Annotated in this window: 20 protein-coding genes and 2 pseudogenes; 12 read left to right on the forward strand and 10 right to left on the reverse strand. The window is 37.0% G+C overall.

Features of this window, described 5'->3' with window-relative positions; all coding sequences use genetic code 11:
• Window positions 1-576 precede the first annotated feature (576 nt).
• Window positions 577-2769, forward strand: a pseudogene (locus TOL5_RS07935) (TonB-dependent receptor domain-containing protein).
• A 157-nt stretch (window positions 2770-2926) separates the two neighbouring features.
• Here TOL5_RS07935 and ruvB read toward each other — a convergent pair.
• From ruvB to TOL5_RS07955, 4 genes are read right to left on the reverse strand one after another with little or no spacing between them, the layout of a single operon-like run.
• Window positions 2927-3928 (reverse strand): Holliday junction branch migration DNA helicase RuvB, encoded by a 1002-nt coding sequence (gene ruvB / locus TOL5_RS07940; protein WP_121774662.1) that lies wholly within the window; start codon window positions 3926-3928, stop codon window positions 2927-2929.
• A gap of 17 nt (window positions 3929-3945) precedes the next feature.
• Window positions 3946-4548 (reverse strand): Holliday junction branch migration protein RuvA, encoded by a 603-nt coding sequence (ruvA, locus tag TOL5_RS07945; RefSeq protein ID WP_005032363.1) that lies wholly within the window; start codon window positions 4546-4548, stop codon window positions 3946-3948.
• Between the two features lie 23 nt (window positions 4549-4571).
• Window positions 4572-5237: a hypothetical protein gene (locus tag TOL5_RS07950; protein WP_121774661.1), complete on the reverse strand. Its 666-nt coding sequence runs from the start codon at window positions 5235-5237 to the stop codon at window positions 4572-4574.
• Window positions 5237-6577 carry a deoxyguanosinetriphosphate triphosphohydrolase gene (locus tag TOL5_RS07955; RefSeq protein ID WP_199934814.1) on the reverse strand — a complete coding sequence of 447 codons (1341 nt, stop codon included), beginning with the start codon at window positions 6575-6577 and terminating at the stop codon, window positions 5237-5239. The genes TOL5_RS07950 and TOL5_RS07955 overlap by 1 nt, the downstream gene beginning before the upstream one ends.
• A gap of 311 nt (window positions 6578-6888) precedes the next feature.
• Between TOL5_RS07955 and TOL5_RS07960 the strand changes: the two genes are divergently transcribed.
• The 7 genes from TOL5_RS07960 (at window position 6889) to TOL5_RS07985 (ending at window position 14716) form a co-directional block, all read left to right on the forward strand.
• On the forward strand, window positions 6889-7974 hold the full coding sequence (locus TOL5_RS07960) for a hypothetical protein (RefSeq protein ID WP_121774659.1): 1086 nt from the start codon (window positions 6889-6891) through the stop codon (window positions 7972-7974).
• A complete protein-coding gene (locus TOL5_RS07965; protein ID WP_121774658.1) occupies window positions 7971-8708 on the forward strand; it encodes a hypothetical protein in 738 nt (245 codons plus the stop codon). Before TOL5_RS07960 ends, TOL5_RS07965 begins: the two co-directional genes overlap by 4 nt.
• A 185-nt stretch (window positions 8709-8893) precedes the next feature.
• Window positions 8894-12727: a phosphoribosylformylglycinamidine synthase gene (gene purL, locus TOL5_RS07970; protein ID WP_121774665.1), complete on the forward strand. Its 3834-nt coding sequence runs from the start codon at window positions 8894-8896 to the stop codon at window positions 12725-12727.
• Between the two features lie 85 nt (window positions 12728-12812).
• Window positions 12813-13292: a hypothetical protein gene (locus TOL5_RS07975; protein WP_042086852.1), complete on the forward strand. Its 480-nt coding sequence runs from the start codon at window positions 12813-12815 to the stop codon at window positions 13290-13292.
• A gap of 139 nt (window positions 13293-13431) precedes the next feature.
• Window positions 13432-13557 (forward strand): KGW motif small protein, encoded by a 126-nt coding sequence (locus tag TOL5_RS22610; protein WP_009584508.1) that lies wholly within the window; start codon window positions 13432-13434, stop codon window positions 13555-13557.
• A 235-nt stretch (window positions 13558-13792) separates the two neighbouring features.
• Complete coding sequence (locus TOL5_RS07980; RefSeq protein ID WP_121774657.1) at window positions 13793-14305, forward strand: hypothetical protein; 513 nt, start codon at window positions 13793-13795, stop codon at window positions 14303-14305.
• Between the two features lie 3 nt (window positions 14306-14308).
• The gene (locus TOL5_RS07985; RefSeq protein WP_121774656.1) at window positions 14309-14716 is read left to right on the forward strand and encodes a hypothetical protein; all 408 of its coding nucleotides are present in this window, start codon (window positions 14309-14311) and stop codon (window positions 14714-14716) included.
• A gap of 538 nt (window positions 14717-15254) precedes the next feature.
• On the opposite strand, the gene gltP is transcribed toward TOL5_RS07985, so the two are convergent.
• From gltP to TOL5_RS08010, 5 genes are all read right to left on the reverse strand, one after another.
• Window positions 15255-16544, reverse strand: a complete 1290-nt coding sequence (gltP, locus tag TOL5_RS07990; protein WP_121774655.1) for a glutamate/aspartate:proton symporter GltP — start codon at window positions 16542-16544, stop codon at window positions 15255-15257.
• 270 nt (window positions 16545-16814) lie between these two features.
• Window positions 16815-17930 carry an ABC transporter permease gene (locus tag TOL5_RS07995; protein ID WP_058967428.1) on the reverse strand — a complete coding sequence of 372 codons (1116 nt, stop codon included), beginning with the start codon at window positions 17928-17930 and terminating at the stop codon, window positions 16815-16817.
• Window positions 17923-19056 carry an ABC transporter permease gene (locus TOL5_RS08000; RefSeq protein ID WP_121774654.1) on the reverse strand — a complete coding sequence of 378 codons (1134 nt, stop codon included), beginning with the start codon at window positions 19054-19056 and terminating at the stop codon, window positions 17923-17925. The genes TOL5_RS07995 and TOL5_RS08000 overlap by 8 nt, the downstream gene beginning before the upstream one ends.
• Window positions 19057-19058: 2 nt before the next feature.
• Window positions 19059-20291, reverse strand: coding sequence for an HlyD family secretion protein (locus TOL5_RS08005; RefSeq protein ID WP_121774653.1), 1233 nt, complete (start codon window positions 20289-20291; stop codon window positions 19059-19061).
• A 14-nt stretch (window positions 20292-20305) separates the two neighbouring features.
• Entirely contained in the window at window positions 20306-21811 is a 1506-nt protein-coding gene (locus TOL5_RS08010; RefSeq protein WP_121774652.1) for a TolC family protein, read from the reverse strand.
• Window positions 21812-21997: 186 nt separating this feature from the next.
• Between TOL5_RS08010 and TOL5_RS08015 the strand changes: the two genes are divergently transcribed.
• From TOL5_RS08015 to serC, 4 genes and pseudogenes are all read left to right on the forward strand, one after another.
• The gene (locus tag TOL5_RS08015) at window positions 21998-22408 is read left to right on the forward strand and encodes an SRPBCC domain-containing protein (RefSeq protein WP_004824604.1); all 411 of its coding nucleotides are present in this window, start codon (window positions 21998-22000) and stop codon (window positions 22406-22408) included.
• 85 nt (window positions 22409-22493) lie between these two features.
• Window positions 22494-22580 (forward strand): annotated as a pseudogene (locus TOL5_RS08020) (LysE family translocator); the annotation flags it as partial.
• Between the two features lie 218 nt (window positions 22581-22798).
• Window positions 22799-23290 (forward strand): GNAT family N-acetyltransferase, encoded by a 492-nt coding sequence (locus TOL5_RS08025; protein ID WP_121774651.1) that lies wholly within the window; start codon window positions 22799-22801, stop codon window positions 23288-23290.
• 145 nt (window positions 23291-23435) lie between these two features.
• A complete protein-coding gene (serC, locus tag TOL5_RS08030) occupies window positions 23436-24515 on the forward strand; it encodes a 3-phosphoserine/phosphohydroxythreonine transaminase (protein ID WP_005032331.1) in 1080 nt (359 codons plus the stop codon).
• Window positions 24516-25392: 877 nt separating this feature from the next.
• Here serC and TOL5_RS08035 read toward each other — a convergent pair.
• Window positions 25393-26322 carry a hypothetical protein gene (locus TOL5_RS08035; protein WP_010591375.1) on the reverse strand — a complete coding sequence of 310 codons (930 nt, stop codon included), beginning with the start codon at window positions 26320-26322 and terminating at the stop codon, window positions 25393-25395.
• Between the last annotated feature and the right edge of the window lie 154 nt (window positions 26323-26476).

The raw sequence follows: 26476 nt of genomic DNA on the forward strand, positions 1-26476 counted from the left end.
AAAAGTGAATAATGAAAAAAAAATCTTAATGATTATTGAAGAAGAGCATAATAGCTCAGTTTCTGCAATGATTTTTTATGGTATCTCCATAAAAAATACAGCGAGCCTAACACTTAATAAGCACAACATAAATTTAACAGTATATCCAGCCTAAATATGGGCTGTTAAAAATTTTTTTGGTGGATCATCAAGCATCAACCTTCACTCAATTAAGACAATGTTATCTGATTAAAATTAACTCCCTATTCCCCAGAATTGAATCCCATGGAGAAAGTCTGGCAATTCATCAAGCGGCATTGATTATTAAATCGCTGTTATAAGCGTGATGAGGCTATTGCTCATCAAGCTGTCATAACTTGGAATATGATCTGTTGTAGATAACAAGAAAGATAAGCATTGATTGCAGTCTATTTATGATTATTAAAATTACATTTAAGTAATATTTAATTTTAAATGTATTAATTCTTCACTATTTCTGATAAGTTTTGTACGGTTTTTGATGCAAATGAGAATACTTATTATTTATGTTTGCATATTTTTCAAATCTGATCTCGTCCATCCCATGGAATTTTATGTATGAGAAAGTTTAATCTTCGTCCTGTTTCGATAGCACTTTTAGGTATTACAACAAGTACGGTCTACGCGAATAACAACGCAGAAGTAAATTCTGCTCAACAACTTGCTACTATTGTTGTTTCAGCTGCAGGCTACGAGCAAAAGTTAAAAGATGCACCAGCCAGTATCACGGTGATTACCGAAAAAGATTTAAAAGATAAACGTATAAACTCTATTGCAGATGCGTTAGTCGATGTTGAAGGTGTTGATATTAGCCCTCAAGCTGGAAAAACAGGGGGACTGAATATTCGAATTCGAGGAATGGATGCTGAATATTCTTTGGTGCTAATCGATGGTCGCCGTCAAAACAGTACAGGAGATATTACTCCCAATGGATTCGGTGAATCCAACAATAGTTTTATTCCGCCGATTTCAGCAATTGAACGGATTGAGGTGATTCGAGGACCTGCTTCTACACTTTATGGTTCTGATGCAATGGGTGGTGTGGTCAATATCATTACTAAAAAAGTATCCAATGAATGGACAGGTAGTTCGACCATAGAAGCAACCTTACTGCCAAACAGTTCTAATTTTGGTAATCAACGTGCTGTAGATTCTTTTATAACAGGTCCAATTATTAAAGATTTGTTGGGGTTACAGCTTCGTACACGAACAGCTAGACGAGCTCAGTCCGATGTCGGTTATCTCGACCAAAGTGATAATGCTGTAATACTAGATAGAGGAGATAATCCGACCAAATCAGCGATTGATACTGTTGGTGCTCGTTTAGCACTGACACCAACAAAACAGCATGATCTTTACTTAGAGTATGAAAAAACTGAGCAATGGTATGACAACAGTAAAGCTCAATTGGGCACATTGGGTGCAAATGGAGGCTATGACAAAGCTCAAGAATATAATCGAGATCGAATTGTACTTGCGCATACATGGCGCAATGATGTTGGGACCTTAGATTCGAGTATTAGTAATACACAGACAGAAACAATAGGTCGACTTATTCCTGCACGTGCTCAAGCGGGATCAACTGTAATTAACCCGCGTCTTCTTGAAAGTAAAGATACGATTTTTGATATAAAATTTGCTAGCCAATATTTTGATGCCCATAACATTACTTTGGGTGGACAGTGGTGGGATGCCAGTATTAAAGATGGATTAAGGGTAAATAAAGAGGTTTCTTTTAAACAGATTGGTGTTTTTGCAGAAGATACATGGGCACTTACTCCAAGTTTGGCTCTCACAACGGGTTTGCGTTTTGATAATCATGATACCTTTGGCTCCTTTTGGACACCTAGAACCTATTTGGTGTGGAATGCAAATGATAATTGGACCCTTAAAGGTGGCTATAGTGAGGGATATAAAGCACCTCGCTTAGAACGTCTAACCAATGGGATTTATAATGTTGGTGGGCAAGGACGAACGCCACTTTTTGGTAATCCAAATTTAAAGCCGGAAACAAGCCGTAACCTCGAGTTCGGTACTTATTTTACGAATGAGTCCAATTTTGATGCCAATATCACTACATTTTATAGTCAAGTGAAAGACAAAATAGTCAATGGACCTATCTAAAGAACCTGTGATGCCAAGAATGTTGCTGATAAAAAGTCTTGTGAAGAATATATGTCAAGCATTGGTACGCCATGGTTAATGCAATCTGGCGACACTGGCACTCGTGCTTGGAGTGTTAGGCGTCCAATTAATGCACAAAAAGCTAACATCTATGGTATCGAAACAGGATTGAATTGGGAGTTTGTACCAACCTGGAAATTGGGTTTGAACTATACGTGGACTGAAACAGAGATTCAGGATAAAGCGATAGGTAATCCACCTCTAAATGATACGCCGAAACATATGGCGAATGCATCACTGAAATGGCAAGCCGATGATAAAATTCAATTATGGGCGAGAGGTGAATATCGAGGTAAACGTGCTCGTTTTACACCAGATTATTATAATAGTGTACCTGTTGTTAATGAAGCTGTTTATAATGCTTTAGGGGATTTTAAAGCCTATGCTTTGATGCATGTAGGTTCGAACTTTAGCGTAAATGAGAAGGTAGATATCGGTGTTGGTTTATACAACGTATTTGATAAAAACTTTGTTGATTATCAAAAAGTAGGTGGAGATTATTATAATCGATATAAAAATACTCAAGAAGGGCGCAGAGTTCAATTGAGTACTACCTTTAAATTCTAGCATGAGCTTATATCGAAACTTTATCCTGATAGAGTTTCGATATTTTATAAATTAAAGCATTGATTTTTTGTATTTAAAATTAATCCAAAGAATTTTTATCTTGATGGATACAAAACCATCAATAGGGATCGGGAATATTAAATATTCCCGATCTAACTTACTTGGATTCGGGGGGCGTCATACCAAATTGCAAATAAGCTTGATTAGTCGCAATACGTCCGCGTGCTGTACGCATCGCATAGCCTTGCTGAATCAAATAAGGTTCAATCACATCTTCTAAAGTACCAGAATCTTCAGCCATCGCAGCGGCTAAAGCTTCAACACCTGCTGGACCACCATCAAAGCGTTCTAATAACATCGACAAATAACGACGATCGAGAGTATCTAATCCATCTTTATCGACATTCAGCATATCTAAGGCACGTTGCGCCATTTCTTGAGTGACTTCACCTGTTCCTTTCACTTGTGCATAGTCGCGAACACGACGTAGCAGGCGATTGGCAATACGGGGTGTTCCACGTGAGCGTCGAGCCACTTCTGTTGCACCTTCAGCGGTCATGGGAACATCCATCAAATGTGCTGAACGGGTCACAATATGGGTCAGATCTTCAACGGAATAGAATTCAAGACGTTGCACAATCCCAAAACGATCACGTAATGGAGAAGTGAGTAGACCTGCACGAGTTGTTGCGGCAACCAAGGTAAATGGTGGTAAATCCAGCTTAATTGAACGTGCGGCTGGACCTTCACCGATCATAATATCAAGCTGATAATCTTCCATGGCAGGATAAAGGATTTCTTCAATCACGGGTGAAAGGCGATGAATTTCATCAATAAAGAGCACATCGCCTTCTTCAAGATTGGTCAGCATGGCTGCCAAATCACCTGCACGCTCTAAAACAGGACCAGAAGTTGATTTAAGATTTCCACCCATTTCACGTGCGATGATATTGGCTAAAGTGGTTTTACCTAAACCCGGTGGACCAAAAATTAAAGTATGATCAAGTGCTTCACCACGACCACGTGCAGCGCCAATAAAGATTTCCATTTGCTCACGGACTACAGGCTGACCGATGTAGTCATCCAATGATGTTGGGCGTATGGCACGATCAAAATGATCTTCAGGTTTTTCAGTCCCACTAATTAAACGGTCTTGCATGAGTATTTTGATCTGTCTTATTTATTCATGGATTTGAGTGCAGCACGGATGATGTCGCTTGCTTCAGTATAGTCTGCTTTCACGGCATTAATCAGTTTTTGTGCTTCTAAAGGTTTATAACCTAACGATTGTAATGCTGCTTCAGCTTCAGCAACAGCAGAATTACCTGTAAATTGTATTTGAGCTGTAGTCGAGTTATTTGAAGTGCTGCCTGTCGAAAATGCCTTAAAACGATCACGAAGTTCAATCATTAAGCGTTCCGCTGTTTTGGTACCGACACCTGGAACTTTAACCAAAGTTTTGACGTCACCATTTTCAACAGTATGTACTAACATTTCTACACTTAAGGTAGAAAGAATACCCAAAGCCATTTTAGGACCCACACCGTTTACTTTGAGTAGGGTACGAAAAATGGTTTTTTCTTGCGCATTTGAAAAGCCATATAACAATTGAGCATCTTCACGAACAGCTAAATGCGTCCATAAGGTGACCTGTTGTCCTTTTTGCAGTTGGCAAAATGTTGAAAGTGGGGTGTCAATTTCATAGCCCACTCCATTAACATTTAAAAGTACTGTTGGTGCTTCTAAAGCGAAAACTTCACCGATAAGACATCCGATCATTGCATTGGTTCACTTAATTTTGTTCATGGTTGAATAGTAGATGCCATTTGCTCTAAACGCAAAATTGCTTTGAGGATTTCTTTACGATTTCGTGCAGATTTTATCCAAGCAGGTAAGCGAGAAAAATAACTGGAATTTCCTGTATGTTGTGTTCTTTCACGTAAATCAGCGAGAATAAAGGATTTGAGTACTTGTAAATGCTCAGGATTGTGTATGTAGAGATTGCCAAGTCGGGTATGAGCAGTCAAATACAGTTTAAGCCCAAATTGCGTATGCTTAAGTCGATTTGCGTTGGCATAGTCGATATCTCGTGGTTTTACGCTGAGTTGAGAAGTCTTATTGCATATAGGACAAATTGCCTTTACATGTGTCACTGGATTTTTAAGATGATATATTTTCTGGTTTACACTGAGTTGAGTTCCACCACAAAAATGACAGCGTTCGGTAACATAAACATAGTAATGACCATTAAATTCTTTATTGTATTCTTTAGAATGACTGTCTAAGTGACGGTTGCATTTACGACACGTAAATACAAAATGCGAAGTGCATTCACAACTGAACGTTGTTTTGTCTAACTTTTGATAATGGATGATTCCTGGGGTTTCGCAGTCAGGGCAATGCACCCATTGATCGGCAAAAATAAACTGAGATTTATACACCCCATCATCAATATAGCGTGATGTCATCAGAAAAAACCTACCTTATTCCCTTGAAGTTCTTGCGCCAAATTATAGGCTTGGTGATCTGAGAACTTACTGACAATATCAAGAACTTGCATAATATTGTCATAGTGGTTATCACTAAAGCGTGCGCCAAAACGTTCTAAAATGGACATCAAGCGGCCATCTTTAAAACTTAAAGTTTTATGTGGTGTGGTCAGTGGAATAAATGCATCTAAGATATGTTGCAGGCTTTGATGTGCAATAATTTCCAACCCTGACTTTTGTGGATGTTCAAAGATCTTTTCACGAGCGAGGTTTTTGGCACGATCTATTCCCAGTTCAATATCTTCAGAACAGTATTGCAATAAAGAGCCTTTGAGTTGTCCTGATATAATTTGGAAATGTTGCTTTGCAAAAGCAGTCGTGACTTCTTCAACCAAACGTTTCATCACACGACCACGTAATGCTGCAATCTTTTGTTGCCAAGTGGTGTAGGGCATATTTAATTCAGCAGGTATACCAAAATCTCCTAATAAATCAAGAAAAATAGGTTCAACTTCTTCATAAGAAAGCATGTTGAGAATAATCCCGTCTTCTAAATCAATTAAGGCATAGCAAATATCATCTGCAGCTTCTAATAAATAGGTTAAAGGATGGCGACACCAGCGATATTCACCTAATTGAATTAAGCCAAGTTGGTCTGCAATTTGTTTGAGGATTTCTTTCTCAGCTTGATAACAGCCAAATTTTGCCCGTTTACTAGCAGGTGTATTACCTTGAGATTCTATGGTTTGGGATAACCACGGATACTTTAAGTAAGCTCCTAACGTTGCGTAAGTTAAGCGCATTCCTCCATCATGAGGATGGTAGTCAATTTTGGTCAGCAAACGTAATCCTTGCGCATTACCCTCAAACTGACGAACATCTGCTTGTTGTTCAGGACTTAAGTCTTTTAAAAAATCAGTATGTGCTGCATCGTCAAACCATTCGCGAATGGCATATTCACCAGCATGCCCAAAAGGTGGATTACCAATATCATGTGCTAAACATGCTGCTTGTATGATTGCGCCAACATCGGCTGGGGAAATCCAGATTGGAAGTTCTTTTTGTATTTTTTCGGCTGCCAGCATACCCAATGAACGACCAATACATGAAACTTCTAGAGAGTGCGTGAGTCGTGTATGGATACCATCGTGTTGAGTCAGTGGATGGACTTGAGTTTTACGATTCAGTTGTCTAAAACTTTGTGAAAATATAATGCGGTCATAGTCTTTATGAAAAGGGCTTCGTGCTTGTTCTGTACTTTGTTTCTTACTTCCTAAACGAACAGTTGAGAGAAGTTCTAACCAACGCATTTGAGTCATTTATCATTTATCATTTTTTCGTTAATTGTATGATGCCAAATTTATGAAAGATGTACTAGAGGCGGGCGACATAAGTTGTCATGTTGTTGATTTATTTTCATATGAGAAACATAGCAGGATGCAATCAGAATGACCTATATCTGGTAAACCACCTAAATTTAAACAATTATAGGGACTTTGGCTTTCTATTTATTAAATTAACTAAAAATAAGAGTATTACCAATTTGACTTTAATTTTACAGTGATTGAGTAATTTAAAAAATAAATGCTAAAATTATGATTTATAAATGATAAATAATTAGGTTTAGTAAATGACTTTAATAAATCAATTCATAAGTTTTGTGGTTATTTTATGTTTAGCAATCATTTATGCCCATGCTAAAGACTATTCTATTATTGATCCTTCAAAAGAAATTTCTACTACCGAAAATGCATTGGGGCTACGCTCATTTGAAGAACGTACAATAATTGATTACACATTTTATCCTCACAAGCAAACTGGGCAAAATCAGGTATTTAATTCAGATGAGATGAAACAAATAGAATTAGAAAGTTTTGAACTCAAGAATATAGTTAAAACTTTGTATCCTTTTGAGATTGTACAAATGAATGATTCACAATTTTCACATTCAAATACAAAGTTATTTACTGCTGTTGAATATAAATACTATGAAAAATGTAATTGTGTTGAGGGTAAAAAACTCATTGAGAAAAATATCGTCGTTTTCCCCCATAAAGTTATTAAATTCAAAAATATAAAAAAGGAAAAGCGTTTTTTACTTCCAGTCGAAATATTTGAAATGAACGGTACTGGACGAGAAATACGCATTACAGATCCTAAATTGGAACTTTATCTATTTAAGCAATTAAAAACTGGAAAATATCAATTGGTTACTCGAACACCAATAAATTATGAAGGCATTGATTCTTATGAAGGCTTTGAAATCTCCCTAAGTAAGTTGAGTGTACCTGAAATTGCTTCAAATATTAGGTTAATTGGCGCAGATAGAAAGGGAAGTTTTTTCAGATTATATGCTATAACAAATAATGGAGCGCAGTACTCAGATTGGTACGTCTTAAGTCTGAAAGAGGATGAGTTTCTACGGAGCTATTTAGTCTCAAATGCGAGTGAGGACACAACAGAAATGTTGTATAGACCTAAAGCGCACAAGTTTGATTCAAAACTTTCTTTTATTCCTGTAAAAGACCAGTCATATTATCCAATAAAGATCCAATATAAAGGTAATAAATTTATTTTTTCTAACTATAAATTGGAAGATAAAAATCAGATAAATAGAGTGGAATTTGATCCAAACTTAGGGATTTATAGCTATGATTCGCCGACTATGCAACGTATGTTGTTAGAGCAACGCAAAATAATGAAGGGTATTCAGTGAATAATAAATTTATATTGCTATTCATAATTTTTTTGTCAGGATGTAATCAAACTGATAAAAACTTAAGCAGCCAAAATAAACAAATTGAAACTCAGAAAAAAACCGAAGAAAGTAAATTTGAAATCGAAGAAAGCATTCCCGTGAAGCCTGAACCAGCAGATCAAGCTTTAGCAACTTTTGCTTTTCAGAAAACCTCAGATGGTCATCTAACCAATAATTGTATCTGGACAGATGATCCAGATGCACAAGGAAAAGTGTATTGGAGCATCATACCGAGCAGTATGTTGAATGGAAAATCTAAATTTACTGCAGAGGATATTACGCCAAGCAAAGTAAAAATTGGACAACCAATAAAAAACTGCAATGAAGGTTATCAAAATGAAGCAGCAAAATATGCTTATGCGATAGATCATGATGGTGATCTAGTGAATACGGTTGCCCTCAAATTAGACAGGATGACAGAAACAGCAGACCACCTTTATACATTTGATCTGAATAAAAACGCACATCCTGAAAAAATTTATGTTTGCTATAACATGGAAAGTTTAGATGTATTTTTTATAGATTCTGTGTCCAAAAATCCCGATTTAAGACATGTAAATGTTGAATTGTCCTATGCAATTGATGGGGAAATTGAACCAGATATTTCATGTGGAAAAGTTTTTTATCAAAAAAGTGGAATCATCGTAAAAGAAGATCCGAAAACAGGGGACTACACATATAGTGCTCAATAATTCAATTGTTACGAATCATGTTTAAAGACGAAAGTCAAAGTAAATCGAATGTTTAAAAGCAAGATTTCAGTATTTTTTAAGTTGGATATGACTAGCTGAAATCTTGCTTTCACAGTAGAATATGCGCTCTCTTCAAGTCACATTGAGGTAGGTTGCCAAAGCCTGCCCGTGGAGCCAAAAACAGCATGTTTATCGTTGCCGGTGCACCTGCACACTCTTCTTTTAAGCAAACACAACTATTAACACGCCTTGCGTCAATCAGTTCTGTTCAATCAATAGAAAGCCAATGGGTTTACCTTTTCGACCAAGCGCTCAACGAGCAACAACAGCAATCTGCTTTACAGCTTTTAAACGATGGTGCATCGTTTGAACTACATCAGGCAACCAGTGATGAAGTACAGATTTTAGTCACACCACGTGTCGGTACAATTTCGCCGTGGTCGTCTAAGGCAACCGATATTTTTGCCAATTGTAATACGCCTGTACACCGCTTAGAACGCGGTGTTTTGTTTACTTTAAAGGGTATTTCTGAAGTATCTGAAGAAGTGAAACAAGTTTTACATGACCGTATGACAGAAAGCGTTTTCAATAAAATTGATGATGCATCCGCATTGTTCTCAGAAACTGCACCTAAGCCGTTAAACTCAATTGATATCTTAGGTCAAGGTAAAGATGCACTGGTTAAAGCGAACTCTGAATTCGGTTTTGCATTATCAGATGAAGAAATTGATTATTTAACAGCAGCATTTAATAAATTAGGTCGTAACCCACACGACATCGAGTTGATGATGTTTGCGCAAGCAAACTCAGAACACTGTCGTCACAAAATTTTTGGTTCTGAATGGACAATTGATGGTGAAAAACAACCATTGTCATTGTTCCAAATGATTAAAAATACCTATAAAGAATCTCCGACAGACGTATTATCAGCCTATAAAGATAATGCATCGGTGATTGTTGGTTTTGATACGCAACGTTTTTATCCTAAAAAAGATGAAGCAACTGGGCATTATGTTTATAAATATAAGAGCCAAGCTGCACACATCTTAATGAAAGTGGAAACCCATAACCATCCAACTGCAATCGCACCATTTGCTGGCGCGGCAACAGGTTCAGGTGGTGAAATTCGTGATGAAGGTGCAACTGGTCGTGGTGGTAAACCAAAAGCTGGTTTAACAGGCTTTACAGTGTCTAACCTGAATATTCCTGGTTTTGAACAACCTTGGGAAGAGAATTACGGTAAACCATCACGTATGGCTTCACCACTTCAAATCATGATTGATGGTCCATTGGGTGGTGCTGCATTCAATAATGAATTTGGTCGTCCAGCACTTAATGGTTACTTCCGTACTTTTGAACAAAAAGTAAATGGTGAGGTAAAAGGTTTCCATAAACCGATCATGATTGCAGGCGGTTACGGTAACATTCGCCCTGATCATGTCGAAAAAGATGCGATTCAACCAGGTGATTTACTGATTGTCTTAGGCGGTCCTGCAATGCTGATCGGCTTAGGCGGTGGTGCAGCATCTTCTGTAGACAGCGGTAAATTGGGTGAAAATCTAGATTTTGCCTCGGTTCAACGTGAAAACCCAGAAATGGAACGTCGTTGTCAAGAAGTGATCGATGCATGTTGGAGAATGGAAGATTTCAACCCGATCGTATCTGTGCATGATGTTGGTGCTGGCGGTATTTCCAATGCAATGCCTGAATTGGTCAACGACCATGAATTAGGTGCAATTCTTGATCTTCGTAAGATTCCATCACTAGAACCAGGCATGTCGCCAATGGAAATCTGGTCAAACGAAGCACAAGAACGTTATGTGTTGGCAATCAAACCTGAATCATTAGAGTTGTTTGAATCAATCTGCGCACGCGAACGTTGCCCATTTGCAGTATTAGGGGAAGCAACAGAAGCACGTCAACTTACTGTCAATGATCCATTGTTTGATAACAAAGCAGTGGATATGCCAATGCAAGTCATGCTTGGTGGTACACCACGTATGAGCCGTTCATATGAAACGATTGAACGTAAAGGTAATGCATTCGATGCTTCCCAAGTTGACTTGAAAGATGCAATTTTCCGCGTATTGAAAAATCCAACTGTTGCGTCTAAATCATTCCTGATCACCATTGGTGACCGTTCGATCACAGGTATGGTTGCACGTGATCAAATGGTGGGTCGCTGGCAAGTTCCTGTTGCCGATGCCGCAGTAACCACAACCAGTTTGCAAGGTTATACAGGTGAAGCAATGGCAATGGGGGAGCGTCCACCAGTCGCATTGTTAAATCCTGCCGCTTCTGCACGTTTAGCAGTTGCCGAAGCAATCAGTAATATCATGTGTGCCAATATTGAACAGATGAGCGATATTAAATTATCAGCAAACTGGATGGCGGCAGCAGGTCAAAAAGGTGAAGATCAAGCATTATTTGAAGGTGTAAAAGCCATTGGTATGGAAATGTGTCCTGCCTTGGGTATTGCGATCCCCGTCGGTAAAGACTCACTGTCTATGCGTACCACTTGGAATGATCAAGGTGAAGATAAATCAGTCACTTCACCAATGTCAGGTGTGATCACTGCATTTGCACCTGTATTAGATGTGCGTAAAACATTAACCCCTGAATTGAAAAATGAAGATTCCGTTTTAGTCCGTATTGATTTATCTAAAGGTCAGTTCCGTTTAGGCGGTTCGATTCTTGCTCAGGTATATAAAGCAATTGGTTCTGTAACGCCAGATGTTGACAGTTTTGACGATTTCAAAGCATTCTTTGCTTTAGTGCAAGACTGGAATAACCGTTGTTTAATCAAGGCTTATCATGACATTGGTGATGGTGGTCTATTGGCAACTGTTGCTGAAATGATGTTTGCTTCACGCTTAGGTGTGTCACTTGAAAACCAAACGAATGAAAGCTTATTTGCTGAAGAAATCGGTGCAGTATTGCAAATTTCTCAAGCAGATTGGGCAACTTTGGCTGATGAGGTTGCAGTCTCAAGCTTAAGAGATGCGATTGCTGTAGTTGGTACAGTCGATGATTCTGATCAGCTCACTGTCAATGGTCTAGTGCTTGAGCGTGCTGAATTACAACAAGCTTGGACTGAAGTTTCTCATCAAATCCAGCGCTTGCGTGATAATGTAGAAACTGCTGACTCTGAGTTTGCATTGATTGGCGACCGTGAGCATAAAGGCTTAATCGCATTACCAACATTTGATTTAAATGAACCTGTTGAAGCGCCATATATCAACGAACGTCGTCCAAACATGATGATTCTACGTGAACAGGGCGTTAACGGTCATGTGGAAATGGCTGCTGCATTTGATAAAGTCGGCTTCAATACTGTTGATGTCCACATGAGCGATTTACTTTCAGGTCGTGTTGATTTAGATGATTTTGAAGGTTTGGTTGCTTGCGGTGGCTTCTCTTATGGTGACGTTTTAGGTGCAGGTGGCGGTTGGGCTAAATCTGTATTGTTCAATGCGAAGTTGCGTGATCAATTTGAAAAATTCTTTAATCGTGACAATACTTTCTCAGTAGGTATTTGTAATGGTTGCCAAATGTTGGCACAGCTTGCACCACTGATTCCAGGTGCAGACAACTGGCCACGTTTCCGTCGTAATACTTCAGAAGTATTTGAAGCACGTGTAGTCAATGTAAAAGTTGAAAAAACGCCTTCTATTCTTTTAGAAGGTATGGAAGGTTCTATTTTACCTATTGCTGTTGCACATGGTGAAGGTCGTGCAGAAACTTCTGCGGAAAACTTTGCTTCACTCAATGCGGGTAATCAAGTTATTTTACGTTATGTTGATAGCTTGGGTAATGCAACTCAACAATACCCATTGAACCCAAATGGCTCGCCTGAAGCGATTTCTGGTGTAACTTCAAAAGATGGTCGTGCAACGATTATGATGCCACATCCTGAACGGAATTTCCGTGCAGTTCAACATTCTTGGAAACCGGAAGAATGGACTGAAGATGGTGCATGGTTACGTATGTTCCGTAATGCACGTAAGTTTATTGGTTAATTAGATCTATACCAATGAATTGTAAAAGCCCCGTAAGGGGCTTTTTTAATTTATGATGTTTGAAAATATTGAATACGTATGAAAAATGAAAAAAAGATTATTGGATGTGACAAGAGTTATTTTGGATAAGTTTAGCAATCGCTATCATGATTATGATGAGTTCTGGGGTATAGGTGTATTGTATAGCCATGCAAAGCATTTAAATACATCGAGCTTTACTTTTAAATTGTTGAATCAACACCATGATATTAACGATGTTTTTTTAGAGAAAGTTCATCAAAAATTCTCTAAACATTTAGTTCATTATTTAAGTATTCATCATAAATTTCTGACTGATTTAAGTTTGGCTATGATTAAAATTGACTTCGATCGTGATCATCTTTTAAAGCCCTCAACGTTATATGGGGATTATTTTTATGTGCAAGTCGAGCTTATAGATCAAAAAGGTCAGTATTTTATTGCTGAGTTGGATGGCTATTGTTGTCCTCACATTGAATGGATTCAACAAAGAAAATTGATTGATTCATTGCCATTAGAACAAAAAAAATTTTACTGGGAAGCTTAGAGTGAACATCAATAAATGCATTGATAATTTGTTACATTTTTTGAGTTGGTTTATTTCTTGCTTGTTATAAATTGTCTATTAAAAGACCAATGTTTTGCCCCAAAGGTGTTCCAACATGTAGCAAGAATGAGGTGATAAAATGATAAGAACAGTAAATTATTCAACAGCAGAAAAGGTCATCCTTCGCCAAAAAGGATGGAAATGGTTTGGTGCAGTTTTACTGCTACAAATAGTGATTATTTTGAGCGCATATTTTATTGCTTAAACAATACTTTTATTCACATTTAATCGCAAAAGCCACTTGATTGTGGTTTTTTGTATATAATTTTTATAAAGGATGCTAAGTATATGCAAATGATAAAAAAACATGATGATTTATAAAGTTAATCTTATTTCAAAAAATATTTAACGCTATACTTTCACAATTAATATTATTTTCAATATCAGACAAGCTTATCGCGCTGAAGAAATAATGAGAGTAAATAAAATAGGATTTCGATATGACAAGAATAATCTTTGCAATTTCAGTACTTTTTGGGTGGCAATTTACGCATGCTCAAGGCGTTCAAATTGGATCATTAATTGACATCAAAGCTTTGAATTGCGACATGATTTTTCAAAAGCCTGAAAGCAAAATTGCGGGATTATTGCGTGACTTTAGCGCAAATGGACCAAAGCAGGTCATATTAAATAAATCAAAACAAATGATGACGATTGGAGGGCATACTTATCTGGGAATACAAGGTCATCAGTATTATAAAACAGCACATACTGAACAGGATGATTTAGCGGTTGATACTGATGTTTTTGGGGTTCGGCTAATCAAAATTGCATTACAAAAACATCAATTGGCAAATACGCAATCCAAGGTCTATTATTTTGTTTTTCGAGGGGAGCCAACCACAGTACTTTATCATTTACGTAAGGTTGTAGGTGATGAATGGAATATCGAAAATGCTATAGATGAAACACCTCAAGGAAACTCAAAATTAAGCTGTGGTTATACAAGGTAAATCATGAATAGAGCTATACTTTTAATTTCCTTTTTCATCTTTTTAACAGGATGTTTTCCTGTTTATAAAACACAAAAGCCGCAACTGACTGTAAATGTTGTAAATGAACGGGGAGTCGCTATTCCTAATGTAAAAGTCGTCTTAGTGACCAGTGTGCGTCCAGCAAAAATAGATGACCAATACGATGAAAAGTATAGCAACCAAATAGGCGTCGTAAACTTTGAAAAGCAAGCGCAATGGAAAGTTGAAAGTCTAATGATTCATGGTGTGCAGTTTTACGATTGGCATTTATGTGTGGCAAAAGAAGGCTATATCACTCAAGATTTTATTGATGTCACTAAAAATGAGCAGATTAAAATTATTTTAAAGCAGGGTAATACACCATCAAGACAATATGCTTATCAGTGCTAAGATGTTAAATATTAATGCTGATTATCATACTTAAAGATAAATAACTCATAATAAAGCTTGTTCTCTCCTAAGCATTTAACAAATATAGTCAACTTGATGAAAAATTCAGACAGTAAAATATCATTTCTCTTAATCACTAAAATGAATGCTATTGAGATATTGTTTGATGACCTAAAGCATGCACTGCCAAGCTTTACCTCCAAAGTTTAAACCGTTTTGCGCAGGCGATACTTTGCTTTTCAGAGATGAAAAGTAACAAAAATCTTCCGTTTAACAGGGGGCTTGCGCTGCGAACAAAGCAATCCTTTGTTTTTTTGCTCATATACCCCCGCTCAACATGGCGACATCCATGTCGCCTCACGATAGCAAGACCATCAATGATTCAAAAGGGCAAAATATATGAATGATCAAAATCTTCTAAGGAGTATATAGGTTATTGAATATCAATGATTGATCGCAAAGTACTTGTATGAATCATTAGACGGTTTGACTATAGGCATAAAAAAACCACCCGGAGGTGGTTTTTCATCTTAAAAAATTAATATGTGGCATCAAAATTATAAGATTTTTGTTTTTCAGTATCGAATTTGCCTTCCCATTTACTGATCACAAGAACAGCAAGTGCGTTACCGATCACATTTAATACTGTACGTGCCATATCTAAGATACGGTCAATACCCGCAATAAATGCTAAACCTTCTAGTGGAATTCCTACAGTATGAAGCGTAGCTAGTAGCACAACGAAAGATACACCTGGAACACCTGCGATCCCTTTAGAAGTTACCATAAGAGTAGCTACTAAAAGAATTTGTTGGGTGATGGTTAAATCAATACCATAAAGTTGAGCAATAAAGATTGCCGCAATACTTTGGTAAAGTGTAGAACCATCTAGGTTAAATGAATAACCAATCGGTACAACGAAACTGGTGATAGACTTAGGCGCGCCATAAGCTTCCATTTTTTCCATCATACGTGGTAAAACGGTTTCAGAGCTTGCGGTCGAATAGGCAAGAATCAATTCATCTTTTAAGATTTTAATAATTGTCCAAACACTAAAGCCACAGAATTTAGCCACTAAACCAAGCACGATAAAGATAAAGAATAGAATTGCTGCATAAACCAATACTGCCAGTTTAATCAGTGGTACCAATGAACTGAAACCAAAGTTTGCGACAGTGGCAGCGATCAGACCGAATACACCAAATGGTGCAAACATCATGATCATATGCGTCACTTTAAACATGGTTTCAGAAACAGCTTTTAATACATCGATTAAAGGCTGTTTGGTTTCTTTAGATAATGATCCAAGACCGATACCAAAAATCACTGCAAAGAAGATGACTGGCAGCATATGCCCATCGCTCATTGCAGCAAAGATATTCGGAGGAATAACAGATAAAATAATTTTGATTAAACCATGACCCTCATGGTCTACTTCCTGTGTCGTTTCTTTATATTGAGAAATATCAGAAGTTGTCAGTGTAGACATATCAATGCCTGCGCCTGGCTGGAATACATTCGCAGCAACTAAGCCCACAATGATGGCAACGGTCGTAATAATCTCAAAGTAAATAATGGTTTTTAAGCCTAATTTACCGACACTTTTACTGTCACCTGCATTGGCAATCCCTAAAATCAGCATGGAAAGCACAAGTGGGATTACAATCATTTTGATCAGATTAATAAAAATCTTACCTAATGGTTGTAGAAAGTTTGCAACGATGTCATTACGAAGTTCAGGAGAGTTGTGCAAGAATGCACCAACAAGGATACCTAAGAAGAGCGCAATAACAATTTGCCAAGCTAGGCTAATTCTCATTTTCTTCATACTGAGCCCTTAAAATTCAGATTTTGGCGAAAAGAAAACTCTATCAAAAAAATGAAAAAAAAATCCCGCTAAAGTATGTGGGTACTTTAGGGTGGGAGATTCTGAACATTCAGAGTATTTTGAAAATGGTGTATTCTGACGCTATTTGACTCTGTAATACTAATATTTTTATTCAAAATGCGTTCAATTGATTAAAAATAATTCAGTTTGATTAAATTATTCGATTTTATTGTGAAATTTTATTAATTATATAAATTATATTTTACATATTCATTCTATTTGTTTATGTCTTTTGCTGAGTCGGAGATAAGCCCATATCATCAAAATTGCAAACAGAGATCCAAGATAGATCAACTTAGGAATAACGATGAAAGTGGGTACACCCATTTGATTGAGTTGGATAAACAAATTGATGCCTTGTGTGGATGGTAAAATATGAGCAAACGCTTGCATCCAATGCGGCATTGCGGCTAAAGGCCAAGCAGCGCCAGATAATAAAAATAAAGGAATTGATGTAAAAACAATAACATGTCCAGCCCGTTCTGAAATATCCAGATAACTTGCTAGAACCATTGCCATTGCAATCACACAGCTAATAAATATAGGTACTGCAAATAGCATTCCCCAAAAGTTTCCACCTCGTGGATAATCATTGAGCCAATAGGTAAAACCAAATAAATAAAAACAACCCAAACAACCGATGGTTAAAGCGGCTAAATAAATCGCAACAAACTCAGGCAGGGTAGCACGCCAGTATTGTTCACGATAACCAGCAAGCAGCATGCATAAACCTAAAACGATGGTCTGATGGATAATTAATGGTGCAATTGCTGGAAAAATATAACTGCCATATCCAGATAAAGTATTAAATAGTGGAATTTGATGAACAGGAATTGAGGGTTGAAAGTGTGAAATTTTCCCAAACCTTTCTGCATGCTCTGCAATTGTATTTTCAATCGAAGTCGCTAGACCTAAACCAATTTGTTTAGTTTTAAGAAAATAAGCACTACTTAAATATAAACCGATACCGCCTTCTTCGCCTCGTACAACACTATTGGACAAGTTCTCAGGCAACAATAAAATACCATCGGCTTTTTGTTGTTGAACCATTTGTTTAGCATGTTCAAAATTACCCGTAATTTCTGTAATTGCTACATTGGGGCTTTTAGAAACTTCGACAATAATTTCATGACTGAGAAAGCTTTGTTCCTCATCTACAATAATGATCGGTAAGTTTTCTGCTGTCTGGGCTTTATAGGCAGTAGGATAAAAAAAACTATAAAAAAATACTGAGAGTATCATCGTGGTCAATATGGACGAATTTTTCGCTATATTTTTAAAAGTGGCAAAATAGTGTTGAACGAGTGCTTTAAAGAAATTAATCATATTGCGCCCCTTGAACCACTTTTTTTAGGAGCAAAGTAGAGATTGCACCATATAAAATACAATAAATGGTTAAAATTCCGAGAGGAAGCATCGAGATAAAAATGGGACTGCCCACGACCCATTGTTCAGTTTGTAATTTTGCATAAGGTGTATAAGGGATAATATTGGCCCAAAACTGAGTGAAGATAGGGGCATTATTCAAAGGCAGGGTGACACCTGCAAAACTCAAAGAAGAACCGCCATAGACTGCAATAAAGCCAAAGGTTTTAGATAAATTTTTGGTTGCAAGTACAACTGTGCTACTGATTAGGGCATAAGCTGTATAAAGTAAAAATTGTCCAAGCAAGATCATCCATAAACTTCTAGCAATAAACCAACCTCGAATTTCAACCAGCCAAAACATCCAGACCCATGTCCAAAAACAGAAGATCAATACATAGAGCATATTTTTAGCCAGCAATGCTGTAAAGACAGATCGTCCTTGAACCCATTGCTTAACACTTGCGTATTTCAGTTCTTGACCAACTGCAAAAGCAACGCAACAACAAAGCAAGAGGTGCAAAATTGCTGGAATCATAAAAGGTTCTAGATAGAACTCATAACTCAGATTTGGATTAAATAATGGTGAGATTTTAACATTCGGTGTCGCGATTTCAGCATAAGGAATTTTGTTTTGATAATAAGAGTGTTGTGCAAAATCACCGATTGCTTCAACTGTTGAGAGTAACATTGCAGATGAAATGCCATTTCCGATACTGAAATAGGACTGGTTAAATGCAATGCTGATTTGCGCATCTTGTGCTTGTACCAATCTTTGTTCAGCACCTACAGGAATATGTACATAACCCCAAATTTTGGTTTGATTTACTAAGTGTTCAACTTGATTTGGATCATTTGAAATGGTGTAAATCGAAAGTGTGTGGTTGTGACTGAGATATTTCTCGATATTACGACTTAACTCACTTTGATCTTGATCAATAATGGCAATCGGTAAATGTTCTGCTTTGCCTGCATAAAACATGCTACTAAATAAAATAATAACAAACAAAGGAGCGAGTGTGACTAAGCATAAATCCCACTTATGTGTAAACAGATATCGAAGCTCTCTTCGCATGCTCACCCACATATTTATTGATGCTCTTGAAGTTTAAAAATCACACTCATGCCGACCTTTAAGTCAGGCAATGCTTCAGCAGGCGTCAATTTAATTTTGAAACTACGAATATCATAACCGCCTGTTTGACGTGTGGTTTTAATGGTTGCAAATTCACCTTCTGCATCAATGTTTTTAATGTGAAATGAAATAGTTTTGTTTAATGCAGGTATAAATCCATCGAGTGATTTTGCTTGATAAACCTGTGCATATTGATCTTCTCTAACATTTAAGCTGACCCATTTTTCTTCATCTTGGATAATACTCACCACAGGGACACCAATCGCAACCAATTCAGATGGTTTGCCATAGGTTTTAGATACAGTGCCATTCACAGGTGAATAGAGTTTGGTTTCTGCTTCTAGCGCATTTGCTTCTGCAACAGCTGCTTTAGCAATCTCAACTTGTGCATCAGCACCTGATTTTTGTTCAGCAGTGCTGCCACGTTTGGCACGCGCATATTGTTGATAGGCAGCTTCACTCATTTGCGTGGCGGATTGGGCAGCAGCAAACATTTCATCACGGCGTTGGCGTGAAATTACGCCCTGAGCAAAAAGAGTGGAACCACGTTGATAGGTTGCTTTAGCAAGATTTTCTTGTGCCTTTACACTTTGCCAATTGGCATAGAGGGTATCAATATTTTCTTGTTGCGAGCCACGATCAGTTGTGGATTGCAATGCCAAAGCTGATTGTAGGGTGGCAAGAGCCTGCTGTTTTTTTGCTTCAATTTCTGGACTGCTCAGAGTAACTAGAAGTTGACCCTTATTCACTTTTTGTCCATCACTGACAAAGATACCCTCAATTCGACTGGGCACTTTGGTACTGACATGCAGTGTTTCTGCTTCTACACGACCTTGCACATCTACAGTTTTAGGTTGGTAACTTTTCCATAATCCAAATGCAATCAATCCGATAAGAATGATGAGAATAATCAAACCAATTGCAATTACAGTTCTTTTTTTAAAGGCATTTTCCTTGACTGTAGAATGCTGAATTACTTGTGCTGGATCGTCAGTTGACTGAGATAATGTGGAGTTTTCAGCCTCATTGGTTACACGATCATCCTGTGACCTTGAGTTGTTCTGATGTTCCTGAACTTGATCTGAGGCTTGGGTATTGGCGATGTTGTCATGCGACCTTTCAGCATTTACCTTAGCGTCTGATGTTGAATCATTATGCGTATTCTGATGGTTATTTTCTTGTGACATTTTTAGCTCCATCTTCATCGAATAAAATCGGTGTTGGTTTGATTAACATAGTCTTTGAACTGAGAAATTGAGCCATGACTTTGCAGTAGGGTCGCCAAAGCCATTACATATTTATAAGCATTGAGTGCTTTTTCAGTTTTTAATACACTCAATTGATTCTGTGCATCAATCACTTGGCTCGCTGTCCCCATATCTTCTTTAAATGACAATTGCTGAATACGGAGATTTTCGAGCGCAGCTTGTTCATTTTGTTGTAAAAGTTGGTTGGATTGTTGGGCTGTACTTAACTCACTATAAGATTTGTAAATAATATTCTCAATCTCTTGTTGGGTACGTGCAGTCATCAATTCAGTCGCATATCGCTGCAATTCAGCAGCTTGTACATTTTTATTTTTATCAATGCCTGAGAATAAGTTGTAACGGGCAGCAACTCCTACAATCCAGTTTTGATTGTGATCTAAACTATATTCCCCAAAAGCAAATAACGTAGGTTTCTTGGTTGCACTTTGAATTTTGACATTTTGATTGGCCAACTGTGTATCCATCTGCATCTTTCGAACTAGACTTGATGTTTCAGGATAAGAATCAAGCAATTGATTTAGGGATTGGCTTTGTTGACGATTGACAAAAAGTGGGGTTGTTAGTTGGTCTATACTGGATTTATTGAGTAAATTTTTTAGTTGAAACTGACTGGATTGTAAATTCGCTGTGGCATTTTGTTCAGTTCGCAAGGCATTATTTCGTGCAACCTCAAATTGCATGCGCTGTCCTTTGCTGACAAAACCCTGTTTCTCCAGTTTGAGGGCATTGTCATAGTGTTGTTGCATTGCTTTAAGGTTGAAACGGCTGGCATCTGCAAGTTGTTGTTGTAATTGCACATTAAAATAAGCCTGTATCACTTCAAAACGTTGCGTATCTTGTTGCTGTTTGGCATCCAACTGGCTACGTTCAGCTTTTAAATTTGCAATTTGTTTGGTGCTGGATGTAACACCACCAGTATAAATTGGCATCATTACTGAAACTGTTGGGCGAACAACTTCATCTTCTAATACAACGTTTGCTGTGTCTGGAATTAAACCAATACCACTATGAATGCCTTGTGTTAATCCCTGTTTTAAAGGATCCGTGATCGTGGAAAGAATATTTTGTTCTGATTGCCATTGATCAACACGTTCATTGACACCTTGCGATAAGGTTTGTTCGAGATTATTTTTCACACCGTTTAATGGAAGGTCTGTTTCAGTATGAAATTTATAAGCACGGACATTCAAGTCTACACGTGGTAAACCAATATTTTTTACAGCCTCAGCTTGAAGTTTTGATGCTCGATTTAAAGCGTCACTGGCTTGAGTTGTATAAGAGTTTTCAAGTAAATATTGTTCTGCTTGGCTGTAGCTTAAATTTTCAGCAAAACTCATTTGCCCCAAGATCAGGCTGTAAAAAACATATCCGAAAGTTGAAAGTTGAAGTGTTTTGGATAATGCTTTTCTATTTTTAAGGTGTTGTGATTTGATCAGCATAATCTTTTGCATCTGACTAAATTTAAAAACTATTTTACATGGAAAAGGCTGGAGTAAATAATCTAAATAGCCCTAAGAATATGTGTAGTTTTGTAGTTTTATACAGTACATAGGGTTGATTAAATTATAATCGCTAATGCGATATTTAAATAACAATCGAATCGTAAAACAATCATGGAGAACAAAATGTCAAAAATTACCGTGGAATCTTTAGTTAAGGCGCCTATAGATGTGGTATGGCGTATTTATAATAACCCTCAGGATATAGAGCAGTGGAATACAGCTTCACCTGATTGGCATACGGTAAATTCGAAAAATGATTTACGCATCGGTGGCGAGTTTTCAAATCGTATGGAAGCTAAAGATGGCAGTATGGGCTTTGATTTTGCTGGCACTTATACAGAGATTATTCCAAATGAAAAAATTGCATACTCATTTGGAGAGCGTCAAGCTGAAATTACCTTTACTCAACAGGACCAAGCTATATTGGTTCGCATAAGCTTTGATCCTGAAACTGTATACCCTGTTGAACAACAGCGTGCAGGCTGGCAAGCCATATTAGATAATTTTGCGCGCTATGTGGAAAACGAAAATTAGCACTGCACAAACGTACAATACAAAATATTTTAAAGTACTTAATTTAATGATCTGAAACTATTTTAGATCGAAGTTGAGTACTATTTTGGAAATCTTATTGTATACCTTGAGTGTGATGTATAGCCCTGGTCCAGTCAATTTTATTGGTTTAAATTCAGGATTAACTGGCAAAATTTCTTATTTCGTGTCTAGTATCAGTTAAAAAACACGTGTAGTCGCAAACATAGACGAATTATCAACAGACTCTAGTAGTAATTGATTGAATTATAGATTATAAACTTAAAATACATGGCAATTTTGACCAATAAGTCTACTACAAGCTAAGACGGTTTATGGCTATATCCATCTACTTGATTGCAAACCAACAATATCTCTAAAGAATCAAAATATATGATCAGTTCAACAAGATTATGTTTAAAACCGTTTACTTCTGATGACGCTGATGAGTGTTATGCCTGCATTACGCCGACATTGACAAAGTATATGTCCTGGGACCCACCTCAAGATCGAAATGCTTTCGAAAATATTTGGCAGACATGGTTAATCACCATTCAAGATGAGTCAGATTGGGTTTTTGTCATTCGAGATCAATTGAATGATGAATTTTTGGGTTTGGTTGGCTTTCATCAAGCAAAGCAGTCTAGACCTGAGTTAGGTATCTGGATTAGAGAAGATCGCCATGGCTTTGCTTATGGAAAAGAAGCCGTGAAAGCAATTGCCGATTGGGCTTCAAGACATTTTAATTTTGAAGCTTTCATTTATCCTGTTGCAATTGAAAACTATGCAAGCTGTCGTATCGCTGAATCTTTAAATGGAACGCCCATCTATTGTTCGCAACAACCAAAATATAAATCAGTGACCTACTTGATCCCTAAAATTTAAACAATATTCAAATTTTGTTATTGAAAACTTAGCTCTAAATATGCAATTACATTGAAATATTGACTGATAAAGCTACTGCAAGAAAAGGCGATTTGTGGTTAAATGCGCCTATTTCATTCGTTTCACTTTATAAAAGGGAAAAATCATGCGCGCGTACAATTTCTGTGCTGGTCCTGCTGCATTACCTACTGCCGTTTTAGAAAAAGCTCAAGCTGAGTTATTGGATTGGCATGGTAAAGGCTTATCCATCATGGAAATGAGCCACCGTAGTAAAGACTATGTGGCTGTCGCTGAAAAAGCCGAAGCAGACTTACGTAAATTGATGAACATTCCTGAGAACTACAAAGTATTGTTCTTGCAAGGTGGCGCATCACTTCAGTTCTCCGCAATTCCACTTAATTTATTGGGCAAAAACTCAAAAGCAGATTATATCCATACCGGGATTTGGTCTGAAAAGGCTACTCAAGAAGCGCAACGTTATGGTGATATTCATATTGTTGAGGCGGGTACAACAATTGAGGGGAAATTAGCCATCTCTGAACAAAGTACATGGGATTTGTCTGATGATGCTGCTTATGTTCATTATGCCGACAATGAAACGATTGGTGGGATTCAATTTGCCAATATTCCTGAAACCAATAAACCTTTAGTTTCAGATCTATCATCAAGTATTTTATCTGCACCACTGGATGTTTCAAAGTTTGGTCTGATTTATGCTGGTGCGCAAAAAAATATTGGTCCTGCCGGTTTAACTTTGGTGATTGTTCGTGATGACTTGTTGGATCAAGCAAAACCTGAAATTCCAAGTTTACTGAAATACGGTGCACAAGCTAAAAATGATTCTATGGTCAATACACCTGCGACCTATGCATGGTATTTGTCTGGTCTTGTGTTTGAGTGGTTGCTTGAACAGGGGGGTGTAGATGCAATGCATAAAACCAACCTTGAAAAATCTAAATTGCTTTATGGTTATATTGATTCAAGCGATTTTTATAACAATCCAATCGCAGTTCAGAACCGTTCGATCATGAATGTACCTTTTACCTTGGCTGATGCTGCACTTGATAAATTGTTCCTGAAAGAGGCGGAAGAAAATCATTTATTAAATCTTGCAGGTCACCGTTCAGTAGGTGGAATGCGTGCAAGTATTTATAATGCTGTACCTTTAGAAGGTGTACAGGCATTAGTCAACTTTATGGATGATTTCGCTCAACGTAATGGCTAATAGGCTGTTCTGAATAAAAACATGCCATCTTTTAGAGATGGCATTCTTTCTTTAACTTCAAGATTAGAGAAAGGAAGGGCGAAGATTAAAGCGAATAAAAATCCCTCTGATCATCATCAAGAGGGATTTTTTATGTAAATAGATCATGTTGCGCATTAAGTCGTTGGAAAGATGCCTAATATATGGATCAATATTGCAGCTAAAAACATACCCAGAACAAAAAAGCAACATGCTCCTTTATCCAAACGTAAGTGAAAACCACTAACTTGATTGATTAGACTAGTCGATTGTTCAGGTATAATTTTCATTACTGAGCCTAGATTTTAAATTATTGTTAAATCCTACGGGTTCGTCGTATTTTTAACATAATTGGCTGGTTAAATAAAGCGCTAAATCTAATTATTATAATTTTTGAGAAATTATTATCTCTAAAAAAATATAAACAGTATGAATTTAAAATATGACTTTTGTGGATGGTTTGTGGATAACTTTGGCTGTTTCAAAATTTTATCGGAAAAAATACGCAGAAATGCATGCTAAACGAGCTTAGCCTATACACAAATCAATGATATTTAATAAATTAATTTTTATGTCTAAATGTTTGTTTTTAAATTTATTTATAAATTCATAAATCTCTACTTTGAGAAACATAGGGATCACTTGATTATTAAAATAATTCCTTATATTGCTTAATTTATTAACAAACAAATTGGGGGAGATTAATTCATTTTGAATTTAAATTGTGGATAAATCGTTATTTTGAATTCAAAACAAGGAAAATTGAACAGCAAAAAATCAATATATCAAAAATGTTACAAAACGTGTAATAAAAAAGCATGATGGACCTTCATCATGCTTTTTCTAGTGCTATGCAAGTTTATGCAGCAGAATAAATATTGGCTTGAATCCAAATATTGCCACGAATGTATTGACCAATTTCGAAATTTTTATAAGCAGGGTCTTTGGTTGCAATTCGAACAAGAATCGCAGGTTGATTTTCTTCAAGAATCAAGGTCACATCGTAAAGTGTGTAATCTTGTTGCATAAACTGCATTTGGGTCTTTCCAACGACTTTGCCTTGGAACCATGCTTCATCTTCTTGTCCGAGTGTTTCACCGTACAGATATGCTACCATTTTTGAAAAATCAACGGTTACAGGAGCTTTATCGTCCTCAGATTTGGGTTCCCATGCATCGATTTGCTCTTGCAGGTTTTCTGGAGCAACACCATTGTTTTGTGAAAGAATATCATTCAATGCACGATGATGTTTGATTGAAGCAGGGTCATCAACAATGATTTGTTCATGATCAGAAACTTTCTCTAGTTCATATGCCCATGCATTTAATTGAACTCTATACTGCTGATCTTGTAGGTATTGATGACTGTTGACACTGTATAAACTATCAAAGGCGTAGACCACACTGTTAGTTCCAACTTTTAAACTCAGTACTGCTTGAGTATTGGTTTTACAGGTGATAATACGATCAATAGAAGCATTTAATTGATATGGGCTTTCAAAACTAGGAAATGCGGTTTTGACGGCTTTAGGCTTATTATTTTCAACATCGATGACTTGACATAATTGCACAGCAGAGCCATTTGGACCTTGAATCAGCCAAGTTGATACATCCATATCGCACTCTTGTGAACATAGACCCATCGGCATAACAGGCGCATCTAAAGCAAGACCTAACCATTTGGGCACTTCTGTTGTTGGATTCTCAGTTAAAAGATTCCAATGTTCGACATGGCTACCAAAATTTTGATCTTCGATGATAATTGTTTCAGGTCTGTTTTGATTGTTCATTTTCACGTATTAAATGCCTCTCTTATTCTATTAAATCGAGGATGATGTATAAATTTCAAGTCACGAAATGTAAAATCATAAGAAAAACCAGAAGATTAAAGCGAATTTTCGACAAGAATGGCTCGGGTTGTATTTTAAATGAACAATATAAGAA

Origin of the sequence: Acinetobacter sp. Tol 5 (assembly GCF_019702905.1) — a bacterium.
Lineage (GTDB): Bacteria > Pseudomonadota > Gammaproteobacteria > Pseudomonadales > Moraxellaceae > Acinetobacter > Acinetobacter bereziniae.